Source organism: Microbispora sp. H11081 (assembly GCF_012999535.1).
In the GTDB taxonomy this organism is placed as follows: domain Bacteria; phylum Actinomycetota; class Actinomycetes; order Streptosporangiales; family Streptosporangiaceae; genus Microbispora.
The window spans coordinates 100,801-115,124 of the sequence record NZ_JABBWV010000009.1; the positions used below are offsets into that span (position 1 = coordinate 100,801).

Annotated in this window: 18 protein-coding genes; 4 read left to right on the forward strand and 14 right to left on the reverse strand. The window is 68.2% G+C overall.

Features of this window, described 5'->3' with window-relative positions; all coding sequences use genetic code 11:
• Window positions 1-32 precede the first annotated feature (32 nt).
• The 4 genes from HHX31_RS22380 to HHX31_RS22395 all read left to right on the forward strand — a co-directional run bounded on the left by HHX31_RS22380 (window position 33) and on the right by HHX31_RS22395 (window position 3,332).
• On the forward strand, window positions 33-860 hold the full coding sequence (locus tag HHX31_RS22380; protein WP_311932164.1) for an ABC transporter ATP-binding protein: 828 nt from the start codon (window positions 33-35) through the stop codon (window positions 858-860).
• 49 nt (window positions 861-909) lie between these two features.
• Entirely contained in the window at window positions 910-1,752 is an 843-nt protein-coding gene (locus tag HHX31_RS22385) for an ABC transporter permease (protein ID WP_169950292.1), read from the forward strand.
• Window positions 1,753-2,104: 352 nt separating this feature from the next.
• On the forward strand, window positions 2,105-2,713 hold the full coding sequence (locus HHX31_RS22390; protein ID WP_169950293.1) for a TetR/AcrR family transcriptional regulator: 609 nt from the start codon (window positions 2,105-2,107) through the stop codon (window positions 2,711-2,713).
• 28 nt (window positions 2,714-2,741) lie between these two features.
• Entirely contained in the window at window positions 2,742-3,332 is a 591-nt protein-coding gene (locus HHX31_RS22395) for a cob(I)yrinic acid a,c-diamide adenosyltransferase (protein WP_169950294.1), read from the forward strand.
• A gap of 271 nt (window positions 3,333-3,603) precedes the next feature.
• Here HHX31_RS22395 and HHX31_RS22400 read toward each other — a convergent pair whose 3' ends face one another.
• From HHX31_RS22400 to HHX31_RS22465, 14 genes are all read right to left on the reverse strand, one after another.
• A complete protein-coding gene (locus tag HHX31_RS22400; protein ID WP_169950295.1) occupies window positions 3,604-4,035 on the reverse strand; it encodes a DUF2550 family protein in 432 nt (143 codons plus the stop codon).
• 20 nt (window positions 4,036-4,055) lie between these two features.
• Complete coding sequence (locus HHX31_RS22405; RefSeq protein WP_169950296.1) at window positions 4,056-4,454, reverse strand: F0F1 ATP synthase subunit epsilon; 399 nt, start codon at window positions 4,452-4,454, stop codon at window positions 4,056-4,058.
• A 71-nt stretch (window positions 4,455-4,525) separates the two neighbouring features.
• Complete coding sequence (gene atpD, locus HHX31_RS22410) at window positions 4,526-5,953, reverse strand: F0F1 ATP synthase subunit beta (RefSeq protein ID WP_169950297.1); 1,428 nt, start codon at window positions 5,951-5,953, stop codon at window positions 4,526-4,528.
• 1 nt (window position 5,954) lies between these two features.
• A complete protein-coding gene (locus HHX31_RS22415; protein WP_169950298.1) occupies window positions 5,955-6,854 on the reverse strand; it encodes a F0F1 ATP synthase subunit gamma in 900 nt (299 codons plus the stop codon).
• Window positions 6,855-6,857: 3 nt separating this feature from the next.
• The gene (gene atpA, locus HHX31_RS22420) at window positions 6,858-8,507 is read right to left on the reverse strand and encodes a F0F1 ATP synthase subunit alpha (RefSeq protein ID WP_169950299.1); all 1,650 of its coding nucleotides are present in this window, start codon (window positions 8,505-8,507) and stop codon (window positions 6,858-6,860) included.
• A 24-nt stretch (window positions 8,508-8,531) separates the two neighbouring features.
• Window positions 8,532-9,341 carry a F0F1 ATP synthase subunit delta gene (locus HHX31_RS22425; RefSeq protein WP_169950300.1) on the reverse strand — a complete coding sequence of 270 codons (810 nt, stop codon included), beginning with the start codon at window positions 9,339-9,341 and terminating at the stop codon, window positions 8,532-8,534.
• Window positions 9,341-9,886 carry a F0F1 ATP synthase subunit B gene (locus tag HHX31_RS22430; protein ID WP_169950301.1) on the reverse strand — a complete coding sequence of 182 codons (546 nt, stop codon included), beginning with the start codon at window positions 9,884-9,886 and terminating at the stop codon, window positions 9,341-9,343. The genes HHX31_RS22425 and HHX31_RS22430 overlap by 1 nt, the downstream gene beginning before the upstream one ends.
• 29 nt (window positions 9,887-9,915) lie before the next feature.
• The gene (atpE, locus tag HHX31_RS22435; RefSeq protein WP_142571532.1) at window positions 9,916-10,140 is read right to left on the reverse strand and encodes an ATP synthase F0 subunit C; all 225 of its coding nucleotides are present in this window, start codon (window positions 10,138-10,140) and stop codon (window positions 9,916-9,918) included.
• 83 nt (window positions 10,141-10,223) lie between these two features.
• Window positions 10,224-11,012, reverse strand: a complete 789-nt coding sequence (gene atpB / locus HHX31_RS22440) for a F0F1 ATP synthase subunit A (protein WP_311932165.1) — start codon at window positions 11,010-11,012, stop codon at window positions 10,224-10,226.
• Between the two features lie 132 nt (window positions 11,013-11,144).
• On the reverse strand, window positions 11,145-11,387 hold the full coding sequence (locus HHX31_RS22445; protein ID WP_249346291.1) for a hypothetical protein: 243 nt from the start codon (window positions 11,385-11,387) through the stop codon (window positions 11,145-11,147).
• Window positions 11,388-11,423: 36 nt separating this feature from the next.
• Window positions 11,424-11,846, reverse strand: coding sequence for a hypothetical protein (locus tag HHX31_RS22450; RefSeq protein ID WP_169950302.1), 423 nt, complete (start codon window positions 11,844-11,846; stop codon window positions 11,424-11,426).
• 144 nt (window positions 11,847-11,990) lie between these two features.
• Window positions 11,991-13,367, reverse strand: a complete 1,377-nt coding sequence (locus HHX31_RS22455; RefSeq protein ID WP_311932166.1) for an MraY family glycosyltransferase — start codon at window positions 13,365-13,367, stop codon at window positions 11,991-11,993.
• Between the two features lie 417 nt (window positions 13,368-13,784).
• The gene (locus HHX31_RS22460) at window positions 13,785-14,174 is read right to left on the reverse strand and encodes a hypothetical protein (protein ID WP_169950303.1); all 390 of its coding nucleotides are present in this window, start codon (window positions 14,172-14,174) and stop codon (window positions 13,785-13,787) included.
• Window positions 14,171-14,323 (reverse strand): hypothetical protein, encoded by a 153-nt coding sequence (locus tag HHX31_RS22465; protein ID WP_169950304.1) that lies wholly within the window; start codon window positions 14,321-14,323, stop codon window positions 14,171-14,173. Before HHX31_RS22465 ends, HHX31_RS22460 begins: the two co-directional genes overlap by 4 nt.
• Window position 14,324: the final 1 nt, after the last annotated feature.

Below are 14,324 nucleotides of genomic sequence, written 5' to 3' on the forward strand. Positions count from 1 at the left end.
CCCCCTAAGAGGGGGTGGTGCATCATTGAGCCGTGCAAAACGCCATATATGTAAACGGCCTAACAAAGCGGTACGGCGACGTTCAGGCCGTCGCCGGTCTCGACCTCACCATCCGGCAGGGTGAGGTATTCGCCATCCTCGGCCCGAACGGCGCCGGCAAGTCCACCACGGTGGAAATCCTCGAAGGTTACCGGTCCCGCGATTCCGGAGAGGTCAGCGTGCTGGGCGTCGACCCCGCCAAACCCACCCGGGACTGGCGTTCACGCGTCGGCATCGTGCTGCAGACGGCCAACGACGCGGCCGAACTGACCGTGCGGGAGACCGTACGGCACTTCGCGAGCTACTACCCGCGGCCCCGGGACCCGGACGAGGTCATCGAGCAGGTCGGGCTCACCGCCAGCGCGGGGAAACGGGTCCGCCAGCTGTCCGGCGGCCAGCGGCGCAGGGTCGACGTCGCCCTCGGCGTGATCGGCGACCCTGAGCTGCTGTTCCTCGACGAGCCCACCACGGGCTTCGACCCCGAGGCCCGGCGCCTGTTCTGGGAGCTCATCGCGGGCCTCGCGCGCGACGGCACGACGATCGTGCTGACCACCCACTACCTCGACGAGGCCGAAGCGCTCGCCGACCGGGTCGCGGTCGTCGCGCGCGGGCGGATCGTCGCCGAGGGCACTCCCGCGACCCTGGGCGGGCGAGGCACCGCGTCGGCCCGGGTGACCTGGTCGGAGGGCGAGATCGAGACCGACAACCCCACGAAGACCGTGATCGAGCTGTCGCACAGGTACGACGGGGAGGTTCCGGGCCTGACCGTCACGCGGCCCACGCTGGAGGACATCTACCTCCGGCTCATCGAACCGTCCTGACGCCGCACTCCCCCGTTTCCTCGTCTCCCCGTACCCGCGAGAGGCCCCCATGACCGACATCGCCGCGCCCCCCGCCGGCCGCCCCGCCGGCCGCATGCCGTCCACCCTCGCCACCGGAATGGCTCGCGGCCTGCTGGAGACCAAGATGTTCTTCCGTGAGAAGGACGCCGTGGTCTTCACCTTTTCCTTCCCGATCATCATGCTCGTGCTGTTCGGTTCGATCTTCTCCGGCAGCCTCGAAGGGACCGGCGTCACGGTCTCGCAGCTCTACACCGCAGGACTGCTCGGCGCCGGCGTAATGGGCGCCGGCTTCCAGAACCTCGGCATCGGCATCGCAGGCGACCGCGACGACGGCACGCTCAAGCGGCTGGCCGGAACCCCCATGCCGCCCGCCGCCTACTTCATCGGCAAGGTCATCAACGTCCTGGTCATCGCGTTCCTGTCCTCGGTGGCCCTGCTCGCCATCGGCGTGGTGATGTACGACCTCGACCTGCCGAGCGCGCCGTCCAGTTGGCTGACGTTCGCCTGGGTGTTCGTCCTCGGCGTCTCGGCCTCGGCCCTGCTGGGCGTGGCGGCGAGCAGCCTGCCCCGCTCGGCGAAGAGCGCCGCGGCGGTCATCAGCATGCCGTTCGTCGTGCTGCAGTTCATCTCCGGGGTGTTCATCCCCTTCACGCAGATGCCCGAGTGGCTGATCAACATCGCCTCGCTCTTCCCGCTGAAGTGGATGTGCCAGGGCTTCAGGTCAGTCTTCCTCGGGGACGCGGGCGCCGCCCTGGAGGTGACCGGGTCGTACGAACTGGGCCGGGTCGCCGTGGTCCTGGCCGTCTGGCTGGTCGGCGGCCTCGTCCTGTGCGTCACCACGTTCCGGTGGAAGAGCCGCCGCGACGGGTGACCCCCACGTGTCCGCCGTACGGCGGATCGGCCGGCGCCCGGTCGAGGGCGTCTCGCGTTCCTTCCGTGCGGCCGGGTTCACCGGCCGCACTGGCAGTCTCGCCTCCCCATCGGGCGCCACCGTGTCCCTGGTCGATGTAATTGCCGATGCAATTGCATCGACATCACCCTGTCACAAGTGGTAAGAATGCTGTCCTCTTGACGACCTTGTCAAGCAATTGACCATCTTTGGCATAGCCCCGAACTGCTTATTTCCCAGCACTTCCATGAAAAGGATCTTGCGTTCATAATGTGAGTTCTGGGGGGACCATGACACAGTGAGGTGAAAAGTGGCGGGACGGGACTATCGGGGGATGTCGGCTGCCGAAAGGCTTGCAGACAGGAGGGAACGGCTCATAACGGCCGCATACACCTTGTTCGCCCAGCCCGGCTTCCACGCAACCACCATCGAGAAGCTCTGCGCGACGGCGCGCATCTCCAATCGTGCCTTCTACGAATGCTTCTCCAGCCGCGAGGACCTGATGCGCGCGGTTTACGAGAGATGCATCGAGGAGACCCTGGCGTCGGTCACCGAAGCCATCGACAAGGCCCCGCCCACTCTCGACGACCGAATCGTCGCCGGCATCGCCGAATACGTCCACTTCGTCACCAAGGACGTACGGCGGGCCCGCATCATGCACCTGGAGGTGCGCCGGGCGGGCAACGTGCTCAGCGGCGCCCGCCAGCAGGCCGTGGCCTCGTTCACCAAGGTCATCGAGTCCTCGGCGCAGGGCGCGACCCGGATGCCTCCCCTCGACCTCCATCTGCTGGCTCTGGGCCTCATCGGCGCCCTCACCGAGTTACTCATCGAGTGGGTGGTGACCGAGCCGTCCCCGCCCACAGAGCAGCTCATCGAGGCGTGCGTGTACATCTTCCGCCGCACCTTCGCCTCCGGAGACCCCATGGCGGCCACCGCTCAGTGACCCGGCGGCGGTGACTACGCTGAGCGGCATGACTCGAGCCGACAACGACAAGCCGGTCGTCCTTTCCAAGATCTACACGAAGACGGGCGACGACGGCACGACCGCCCTGGGTGACATGAGCCGCACCCGCAAGACCGACCCTCGCCTGGCCGCCTACGCGGACGTGGAGGAAGCCAACGCCGCCATCGGCGTGGCCCTCGCTACAGGGGGTCTGCCCGAGGCGGTCACGGCGGTCCTGAGCAGGGTGCAGAACGAGTTGTTCGACGTCGGTGCCGACCTGTGCTGCCCGGTCGTGGAGGACCCTGAGTTTCCGCCTCTGCGCGTGGAGGAGTCGTACGTCGCCTGGCTCGAAGAGCAGTGCGACCGGTTCAACGAGGAACTGAAGCCGCTGCGCAGCTTCATCCTTCCGGGCGGCGCCCCGCCCGCGGCCTTCCTTCACCTCGCCCGCACAATCGTACGGCGGGCCGAGCGGTCGGCCTGGGCGGCTCTGGAGAGCCATGACGACGTGAACCCTCTGACGGCCAAGTATCTCAACCGCCTGTCCGACCTGATGTTCATCCTCTGCCGCGTGGCCTCCGCCGGCGACGAGATCCTCTGGAAGCCCGGCGCCACCCGCTAACCCCCCACCCCACGGGCGTGATCTTGTAGTTTGTCGCAACGACCCCGCGCGACCTGCGGCGGGACCGTTCGTGATCAAGCAGAAAAATCGCCGTTAGGCCGGTGACATGCACTTATGCGCTTCGTGATCTTGCAATTGCATGATCACGAAGCGCATAAGTGCATGGTCAGACTGCCTTATGTTCGCCCTTGTGCATGATCACGGAGCGGATCGCGCCAGCTCAGCGGGCACGTCTGCGACAAACTACAAGATCACGGAATGAGGGAGGGGGTTAGGCGGCGTCGAGGTGGGCGCTGGGCGGGGCGGACTCCAGCCAGGCGAGGAAGCCGGTCAGGGCGTCCTCGCTCATCGCCAGGCACAGCGGGCCCGCCATGACGGGCCGGGTGGCGCTCGCCACCGAGCGGTCCGCCGAGCAGACGACGGTCCAGTAGCCGACGGGCCCCTCACCCCTGCCGAGCATCCTCCGGCTGGAAACGGTGAGGCCGCGCCTCGCGATCGCGTGGCGCGGCCTCAATCCGAGTCCCAGGAACGGGATCCAGTGGAGCTCTCCCCCTACGTAGCGGGCGACCCCGCTCTTCCAGCCTCCCCGGCCGTCCCCTACCCGGCAGACGATCGTGCCCCTGGCACGTGCCAGGGCGAAACCGCGGATGACGAGGAGCGCGGCCACGGCGAAGACGCCCGCGAGTATCCCAAGCGCCGTCACTGCCGCCTCCTCCTCTGCTGTCAGGCCTCTTCGCCGGCCGCCCGCAGCCGGGCAGCCGCACGCTTGGCCTTGAGCCGTGCGTCCACGTCCTCCTGGTCGGCCTCGATCGAGGCCTGAGCACGCTGCAGCGCGTCCTTGGCCCGCGCGACGTCGACCTCGGAGCCGAGCTCCGCCTCCTCGGCAAGGATCGACACGTCGTTGTCGGCGACGGAGATGAACCCGCCGTGCACCGCGGCCACGAGGTCGCCTTCGTCACGCTTGACGCGCAGCACCCCGCCCTCGACGAGGACACCGAGAACGGGAGCGTGGTTCGGCATAATACCGATCTCACCGTCCACGGTCTTGGCAATGACCATGTCGGCCTCGCCCGTCCAAATCTCACGTTCCGGCGACACGACGCCCACGCGAAGCTTTGCCACTTCTCAGCTCCCTTTCGACGGACGCCTGTACGGCCCGGCCTCAGCCGGGCCGTACAGGCGTCGAAGGCGTCCTAGCGCTCGAGTTCCTTCGCCTTGGCGATGGCCTGCTCGATGCCACCCACCATGAAGAAGGCCTGCTCGGGCAGGTGGTCGTACTCGCCGGCGCACAGGCCCTTGAACGAGGCGATGGTCTCGTCCAGCGGCACGAACTCACCAGGCTGGCCGGTGAACGCCTCGGCGGCGTACATCGGGTGGGACAGGAACCGCTCGATGCGGCGCGCCCGCTGGACGGTGACCTTGTCCTCTTCGGAGAGCTCGTCGATGCCCAGGATGGCGATGATGTCCTGCAGTTCCTTGTACTTCTGCAGGATCCGCTTGGTCTCCTGGGCGACCGCGTAGTGCTCCTCACCGATGATCTGCGGGTCGAGGATCCGCGAGGAGGAGTCGAGCGGGTCCACCGCGGGGTAGATGCCCTTCTCCGAGATCGGCCGGGACAGAACGGTCTGCGCGTCGAGGTGCGCGAACGCGTTGTGCGGCGCCGGGTCGGTGATGTCGTCCGCGGGCACGTAGATCGCCTGCATGGAGGTGATCGAGTGGCCACGGGTCGAGGTGATGCGCTCCTGGAGCACGCCCATCTCGTCGGCGAGGGTCGGCTGGTAACCCACGGCGGACGGCATACGGCCGAGCAGCGTGGACACCTCCGAACCCGCCTGCGTGAACCGGAAGATGTTGTCGATGAACAGCAGCACGTCCTGCTTCTGCACGTCGCGGAAGTACTCCGCCATGGTCAGAGCGGACAGCGCCACCCGCAGACGGGTGCCCGGGGGCTCGTCCATCTGGCCGAAGACGAGCGCGGTGTCCTTGAGGACGTCCGCCTCCTCCATCTCCAGCCACAGGTCGTTGCCCTCACGGGTACGCTCGCCGACGCCCGCGAACACCGAGGTGCCCGAGAACTTCAGCGCGACGCGGCGGATCATCTCCTGGATCAGAACGGTCTTGCCGACGCCCGCGCCGCCGAACAGACCGATCTTGCCGCCCTTCACGTACGGCGTGAGCAGGTCGATGACCTTGATGCCGGTGGGCAGCATCTCCGTACGGGCCTCGAGCTGGTCGAAGGCCGGGGCCTGGCGGTGGATGGGCCACCGCTCGGTGATCTGCAGCGACGCCTTGTCGGCGTCGAGCGGCTCGCCGAGGGCGTTCCACACGTGACCCTTGACGGCGTCGCCGACGGGCACGGAGATCGCCGCGCCGGTGTCGGAGACGGCGGCACCGCGCACCAGGCCGTCGGTCGGCTGCATGGAGATGGCCCGGACGATGTTGTCGCCGAGGTGCTGGGCGACCTCCAGCGTCAGGGTCTTGGTCTCGCCGGCGAGTTCGACATCGACGGTGAGCGCGTTGTAGATGTCCGGCATGGCCTCGACGGGGAACTCCACGTCGACGACCGGACCGGTGACGCGGGCGACCCGGCCCACGGTGGTCTCAACAGTCTGTGCGGTCATTTCACTCTTTCCCCGCTGCGGCGTCAGCCAGCGCGTTCGCGCCACCGACGATCTCGCTGATTTCCTGGGTGATCTCGGCCTGGCGCGCCTGGTTCATCTGCTGGGTGAACACGCGGATGAGCTCGTTGGCGTTGTCGGTGGCCGACTTCATCGCGCGACGCCTGGCGGCGTGCTCGGAGGCCGCCGACTGGAGCAACGCGTTGTAGATGCGCGATTCGATGTAGCGCGGCAGCAGCGAATCAAGCACGTCACCGGCCGTCGGCTCGAACTCGTAGTACGGCGGGATGCCCTCGGGGGCCGCCTCCGCCTCCTCGACCTCGAGCGGCAGGATCCGCCTGACGATCACGTTCTGCGTCAGCATCGAGACGAACCCGGTGTAGACGATGTGGATCTCGTCGATCCCGTCCTCGGCCTTGAAGGCCTCGATCAGGGTGTCGCCGATCTCCTTGGCGTTGCCGTACGACGGGTTGTCGGAGAAGCCGTCCCACTCGCCGAACATCTCCCGGCTGCGGAAGCGGTGCCAGGTGATGCCCTTGCGGCCCACGACGTACGGCTTCACGGCGAGGCCGCGGCCGGTCAGGTGACCCTTCAGCGCCTCGGCCTCACGGAGGATGTTGGCGTTGTAGCCGCCGGCGAAGCCGCGGTCGCTGGTGACGATCAGGACGCCTGCCGTCGCCGGCTGCTCCTTGGCCACCGTAAGCGGGTGATCGACGTTCGACGTGTTCGACAGGACCGCCGACACGGCGTGCGTGATCTCCCGCTCGTACGGCACGGCCGCCTGCATCCGCTGCTGCGCCTTGACGATGCGCGACGAGGCGATCAGCTCCTGCGCACGGGTGATCTTCGCGGTTGACTTGACCGACTTGATCCGCCGCCGCAGCTGTCGAAGCTGGGCACCCATGGGCTACTTCGCCTCGGCCTTGCGGACGTGCCTGACGACCTTCTCCTGGCCCACCGCGCTGGCGTCCAGGGCCTCCACCGGCTCGTCCCTGACGAGCAGCTCGCCGCTGGACGTGGTGAAGCCCTTCTTGAACTCCGTGATGGCGTCCTTGAGGGTGGTCACCGTGTCGTCCGTCAGCTCCTTGGTCTCGCGGATGCTGTCGAAGACGCCCTTGCGGGTGCTGCCGAGGTAGTCGAGGAACTCGCCCTCGAACCGGCGGATGTCCTCGACCGGCACGTCGTCAAGCTCGCCGGTCGTGCCGGCCCACACCGAGACGACCTGCTTCTCGACCGGGAACGGGCTGTACTGCGGCTGCTTGAGCAGCTCGACCAGGCGGGCGCCGCGCTCCAGCTGGGCGCGGGAGGCCGCGTCCAGGTCGGAGGCGAAGGCCGCGAAGGCCTCCAGGTCGCGGTACTGGGACAGCGAGAGACGGAGCGTGCCCGCCACCTTGCGCATGGCCTTGACCTGGGCGGAACCGCCGACTCGGGAGACCGAGACACCGACGTTGATCGCCGGGCGGACGCCGGCGTTGAACAGGTCGGTCTCCAGGAAGCACTGGCCGTCGGTGATGGAGATGACGTTGGTCGGGATGAACGCCGACACGTCGTTGCCCTTGGTCTCGATGATCGGCAGACCGGTCATCGAGCCACCGCCCATGTCGGCCGAGAGCTTGGCGCAGCGCTCCAGCAGCCGGGAGTGCAGGTAGAAGACGTCGCCCGGGAATGCCTCACGGCCCGGCGGGCGGCGCAGCAGCAGCGACACGGCGCGGTAGGCGTCGGCCTGCTTGGTCAGGTCGTCGAAGACGATCAGGACGTGCTTGCCCTGGTACATCCAGTGCTGGCCGATGGCAGAACCGGTGTACGGGGCGATGTACTTGTAACCCGCGGGGTCGGAGGCCGGAGCGGCGACGATCGTGGTGTACTCCAGCGCGCCCGCCTCCTCGAGGCGGCCCCGCACCTGGGCGATCGTGGAGCCCTTCTGGCCGACGGCGACGTAGATGCAGCGAACCTGGCGGTTCGGGTCGCCGGAGAGCCAGTTCTCCCGCTGGTTGAGGATGGTGTCGACCGCGATCGCGGTCTTGCCGGTGCCGCGGTCGCCGATGATCAGCTGACGCTGGCCGCGGCCGATCGGCGTCATGGCGTCGATCGCCTTGAGGCCGGTCTGCAGCGGCTCCTTCACCGGCTGGCGCTGGACCACCGAGGGGGCCTGCAGCTCGAGGGCACGGCGGCCCTCGGCGGCGATCGGGCCCTTGCCGTCGAGCGGGTTGCCCAGGGGGTCGACCACGCGGCCGAGGAAGTCGTCGCCGACCGGCACCGACAGGACCTCGCCGGTACGGCGGACCTGCTGGCCTTCCTCGATGCCGCTGAAGTCACCCAGGACGACCGCACCGATCTCGCGGACGTCGAGGTTCAGCGCCAGACCGCGAGTGCCGTTCTCGAACTCGAGCAGCTCGTTCGCCATCGCCGAGGGCAGACCGGAGACATGGGCGATGCCGTCCCCGGCGTCGACGACGGTCCCGATCTCCTCGCGCGCGGCACCTTCCGGCTCGTACGCCTGGACGAAGCGCTCAAGGGCGTCCCGGATCTCGTCCGGCCGGATCGTAAGCTCCGCCATCTGTTTCTTGTCTCCCTATTCGCCTCAGCCGGCCAACCGGCGGCGGACTTCTTCGATACGTCCGGCGATCGTGGTGTCGATGTAGTCGTCTCCGACCCTCACGGAGAACCCACCGAGCACCCGCGGGTCCACCTCGACGTTCAGGTGGACGTCTCGCCCGTAGGTGGCTCGCAGCCAGGCCGCGAGCCGCTGCTTCTGCTGCTGCGTGAGCGGCACCGCGCTGCGGACCACGCCCACCAGGCGCTCGCGCGCCCGGGCGACGATCCAGCCGAACTCCTCGAGCGCCGACTCCAGGCTACGTCCTCGCGGATGCACAACAGCCTGCGTGACGAGCCGGACGGTGGAGGAGGCGGCCTTCCCGCCGAGGAGCGTGCCGAGCAGCTCGCTCTTGCGCTCGGCCGGAATGGCCGGGTCGCTGAGCGCGCGGCGCAGCTGCGGGTTGGCGGCGAGGATGCGGCCGAAGCGGAACAGCTCGTCCTCGACGTCGTCGAGACGGCGCTCCGACTCGGCCTCTGTGGCCGCGGACATCACGCCGACGCGCTCCAGCGCGTCCGGCAGGTCGCCCGCCTTGGACCACTTGGCGTTGACGGCGGCGACCGCGATCTCCAACGCGGCGTCACCGACCTTGCCCTGCAGCAGGGAGCGCAGGACGCTCTCCTTCTGCGCGGCCGGGCGCGAGGGGTCGGAAAGTCCCCGTCGCAGCCCGTGCTCACGGTCGAAAAGGTCGGCGACAGCGAACAGCTCCTCGGCGAGGGCGCCGAGGTCGGCGGTCGCGGCGGCGGTGTTGAACCGCTCCTCGACCTCCGTGAGGGCGGTCCTGCTGAGGCCGCGCATCAGCGAACCGCCTCCGGACGACCCTCGAGCTCCTCGAGGAACCGGTCGACGATGCGGCGCTGACGGACCTCGTCCTCGAGCGACTCACCGACGATGCGGCTCGCCAGCTCGGTGGACAGGCGCCCGATCTCGCCGCGCAGCTGGGTGATCGCCTGCTGACGGTCGGCCTCGATCTGCGCGTGGGCGGCCTCGATGATGCGCCGCGCCTCGGCCTGGGCCTCCTCGCGGAGCTCGGCCTTGATCTGGGCGCCTTGCTCCCGGGCCTCGTCGCGCAGGCGGGCCGCCTCCTGGCGGGCCTCCGCGAGCTGAGCCCGGTACTGCTCCAGAGTGCGCTGGGCTTCGGCCTGGGCGTCCTCGGCCTTCTTGATGCCGCCCTCGATAGCCTCGGTCCGCTCGGCCAGCGTCTTCTGGATACGCGGGGTGAGGATCTTTCCGACGACGAGGAAGACGACGAGGAAGGCGAAGCTGCCGACGACCAGCTCGTAGACGTGCGGCATAAGGGGGCTGTTGGCCTCCGCCGCAAGGGTGCTAGCTGCCGAAATCATAGGTGCAGCCTTCCGTCAGAGTGGGTACGTCAGCCGTAGATGAAGGGGGCGACGAGGCCGATGAGGGCCAGCGCCTCGGTGAGAACGAAGCCGAGCAGCATGTTCTGGCGGATGAGGCCGTACGCCTCGGGCTGGCGGGCGATGGCCTGCACGCCCTGACCGAAGATGATGCCCACGCCGATGCCGGGGCCGATGGCGGCGAGGCCGTAACCGATGGCGCCAAGGTTGCCGGCGACTTCAGCGAGAACGCTCATTGGTGTTCTTCCTTTACTGATCGGCCGGTGAGTGCCTCACTCACCGGTCTGGGTCTACGTCAGGGGCTGTTTCAGGGGATCCGTCAGTGTTCCGGGTGCAGCGAGCCACCGATGTACATGGCGGCCAGCATGGTGAACAGGAACGCCTGCAGGAACTGGATGAACATCTCGAAGCCGGTCATCCCGATCGTCATGACGACGCCCAGCACGCCCAGACCCGCGCCGAGCGGGGTCAGCTTCTCGAAGAGGAACCAGAAGCCGACGGCGCTGAAGAAGGCCAGGATCAGGTGTCCGGCGAACATGTTCGCGAAGAGTCGGACGGCGTGCGTGAAGGGCGCGATGATCAGGTTCGACAGGAACTCGATCGGGGCCAGCAGCACGTAGATCGGCTTGGGCAGCCCCGGCGGGAACATCATGTTCTTGAAATAGCCGCCCAGACCCTGGTGCTTGATGCCCAGGTAGATCTTGATCACGTAGATCACGACCGCGAAGACCACCGGGAACGCGATGTGCGACGCGACCGGGATCTGGATGAGCGGCACGACGCCGAAGAAGTTCCACAGCAGGATCAGGAAGAACAGGCTCAGCAGCAGCGGCATCCACCGCTCCGCGTCCTTGCCGAGGAACGGCCGGGCCACCTGGTCACGGACGAACTGGTAGCCCATCTCGCCGATGTTCTGCATGCCCCGGGGCACGAGCTTCGGGTTGGCGAAGGCGCTCCACGCGAGGGCGCACACCACCAAGGCACCGAGCACCGCCATGAGCACCGGCTTGGTCAGCCAGGTCGGCGCACCCTCGTACAACGGAGGGAAGTCGAAGATGGACGGTCCCGGCGCCGTGAAGTCCTCGGCGACGAGCATGAGGGGGGTCACTTGGCCACCTCGCCTACGTGCTCAGGGCCGAATGCCCGAAGCATGTGCTTGTTCGTCCGTTCGCTACGCTCGCGCACGGGCGTTCCCTTCAACGATTGGGTCAACAGAAGAGCGTGGGAAGCGGGCCGGCTGTCAGCGGCCGTACTTCAGATAGACGAGGTAGGCAGCCAGCCCGACCCCGAGAACGACGCCTATGGGGATGAACGCATGCACGCCGGTCCACCAGCTCAGCAACCAGCCGAGGCCGCCCCAGATCAGGATCCCCGACAGCAGATAGCTCGGGACTGACCAGGCGGCGTCGGCGAAGTCGCGGCCGTCGGTCTCGGGCCTGCGCTCCTGTTCGCTCATCGCGGGCACGACGATAGCAGTAGCCATGCGGACTAGTCATATCGGGCTGCCCCGTACGCGTGGTCATGAGGGACCCTGCCCGGGAACCTTCGCCTCAGGCTCCACATAGAGCATCTTGAGCTTCATGAACCCGCGCATCTCGCCGACGGTCCAGGCGAGCGTGCAACCGATGACGCTCAGCGCGAACACCCGGGAGTCGAAGGCGGTGGTGCCGTCGAAGGCGTTCAGCATCGCCATGATCGCGAGGACCTTGACGACGTAGCCGAGCACGGCGGCCGTCATCATCGCCATCGGCGAGATCCGGCCGGCCCAGGAGACGACGACCAGGCCGACGGTGAAGAAGACCGCGACCAGAAGAAGACCGATACCGGCGCCCAGCGCACCCTTGACCCCGGTCGTGAGCACCGCGACGACCGCGGCGAGGAGACCGACGATCAAGGTCGGCACGGCGGCGCCCTTGAGAACGCGCACGTCGTTGGCCTGCATGGGACTCCAGATCGATTGTCAAACGAGCGATTGCTACCTGCCGGGACGTCATTGGCCCCGTCCCTTGCTAGTGAAAGCTATCACAAGCTCCGGAGTGCCACCTTTACCAGGCGTTTCGGGTCGTCACGACCTGCGAGGACGGGCTCAGCGGAAGGTGCCGGTGTCGGCCCGGGAGGTGGTCGGAGGAACGCCGGGGGCGTCCGCGGCGCCCTGACCCGGATAGGGATGCCGTCCCTGAGCGGGCAGCCTGCCGGGGGCGCCCGGACCGGTGGGAGCCGCCTGGCCCGGGGTGACGGGAGGGGCCGGCGGGGGGACGACGGGGAAGACGAGCGTGTCGTGCTCCATGACGGCGCGGCCCGCCGGGCGGGCTTCGGCCGCCTGGTCGGTCTTCTGCTCCTTGGCGGCGACACGGCGCGACCGCCACCTGGGCAGGCCCATGACGACGAGCACCGCCACCGCGAGGACGATCGTCAGCGGGAACAGGATGAGCGGCACGCCGCCGATCGACAGGCCGACGATCGCGAAGGCGAACAGGAACGTCCAGGCGTACATGATCAGCACACTGCGCCGGTGGGAGTGGCCGATGTCGAGCATGCGGTGGTGCAGGTGGCCGCGGTCGGGGGCGAACGGGGACATCCCGGCCGACGTCCGGCGTACGACCGCCAGGATGAGGTCGGCCAGCGGCAGCACCACCACCGCGATCGGCAGCACCAGCGGCAGGATCACCGGGAATCGGTTGATCTTGCCGACCACCGCGTCCGGCTCGACCGACGACAGGCTCGTGATGAGGGACGCGGCGAGGAGCAGGCCGATCAGCATGGCGCCGGTGTCGCCCATGAAGATCTTGGCGGGGTTGAAGTTGTGCGGCAGGAAGCCGGCGCACATCCCGATGAGGATCGCCGCGATGGCGGCGGTCCCGTTGATCCGCGACCCGCTGGCGGTCTGCTGTAGCACGATCGAGTAGGCGAAGGTCGCCATCGCGGCGATCCCGACGATGCCCGCGGCCAGGCCGTCCAGACCGTCGACGAAGTTCACCGCGTTGATCACGACGACGACGATCATGATGGTGAGGATCGTGCGCAGGGTGGTGTCGAGGGCCTGGGAACCGCCCATAGACTGCGGCATGGGCAGGAACTGCAGGTACATCCCGAAATAGACGAGCAAGCCACCCGCCGCGATCTGGCCGCCAAGCTTGACCAGCGCGTCCATGCCGAGCCAGTCGTCCAGGAATCCGACGAGGACGATCAGGCCGCCGGCGGCGAGGAGGGCGACCACCGTCTTTCCCGTCTGGCCGCTGCCGAACGCGCCGCCGACATAGGGCAGTTTCGTCGCCACCAGCAGGGCCGCCGCCATCCCGCCGAACATCGCGAGCCCGCCCAGCCGTGGAGTGGGCACCGTGTGCACGTCCCGCTCCCGCACCTCGGGCGCCGCGCCGATGCGCAGCGCGAACGCCCTGACCGGCGGCACCAGCAGGTACGTCACCGCAGCCGCCACGAGCGCCAAGAGGAGATATTCGCGCACGGACCTAGTTTCCTGGATAGGCGGATCAGTTGTGACGGGCAAAAGACATAGATCGCCCTATCCCTAACGGGGATATCCCGGATGCGTCGCGGTCAGCCCCTTTACCCGTTCGAGGATCGACGTTATCGCACCGGACTGCCGGATGGCCCCGGCGACGGGAGACCCGGTCTCCGTCATCTCCTCCCGAACATGTCCCCACAGGGGTCACGGCAGAGGGCGCGCCCGCTGGTCCCGGACGTGACGGTCCCGGACGTGACGGTCGCGGCGCCGGCTTGTGTCTGGCCGACCTGTGTCTGGCCGGCTTGTGTCTGACCCGGTCCGCGCCGATCCGCTCGGCGTGGCCGGCCCTCTGTCGCGTACGGCGTACGTGCCGGGCAGCACCGAGGTCAGCGCGGTGCGGACGGCACGTGCAGCGCGTCAGGACGTGAAGGCGTGCGGTGCACCCGTCCTGCTCGGAATCCAGCGCGGCGTGTCGGCCGCCTGATCACTGATGGCCGTCAGCACCGCCTGGCGGTACATGCCGAGCCGGCTGCGCCATTCGCCGATGTCCTGGACGTACCGGCCGGCGACCGGAGCGTCCCACACGTCCCTGCTCCGCGCCATCTCGTACGGCTTGTCCAGGGACTTGGTGAGCTGGTCCATCAGCGGGACCACCTGTAGCCACAGGTCCACGAGCTTCTGGTATTCCGGGTTGAACACCCACCCCGTCGGCTGCCCGCCGGGAGAGAGCAGGTCGGTGCTCGACGGCGCGGGCGGGGTTTCCCCAGGCTGCAGCGGAGTGGGCGCCGGCGGGTCGACAAAGCTCACGATCGCGCCTCCTGTGCGAATCCGGCGAGAGCGCCGGCATGGGTCGTCGCGTGCGCCACGGCGGGGATGCCGGCGGGGTGCGCACCGGTGTCCCTCGGCAGGTCACCCCGCACCGCGCCCCGCCCGGACGGTGTCGCTCGTGCTCTCATG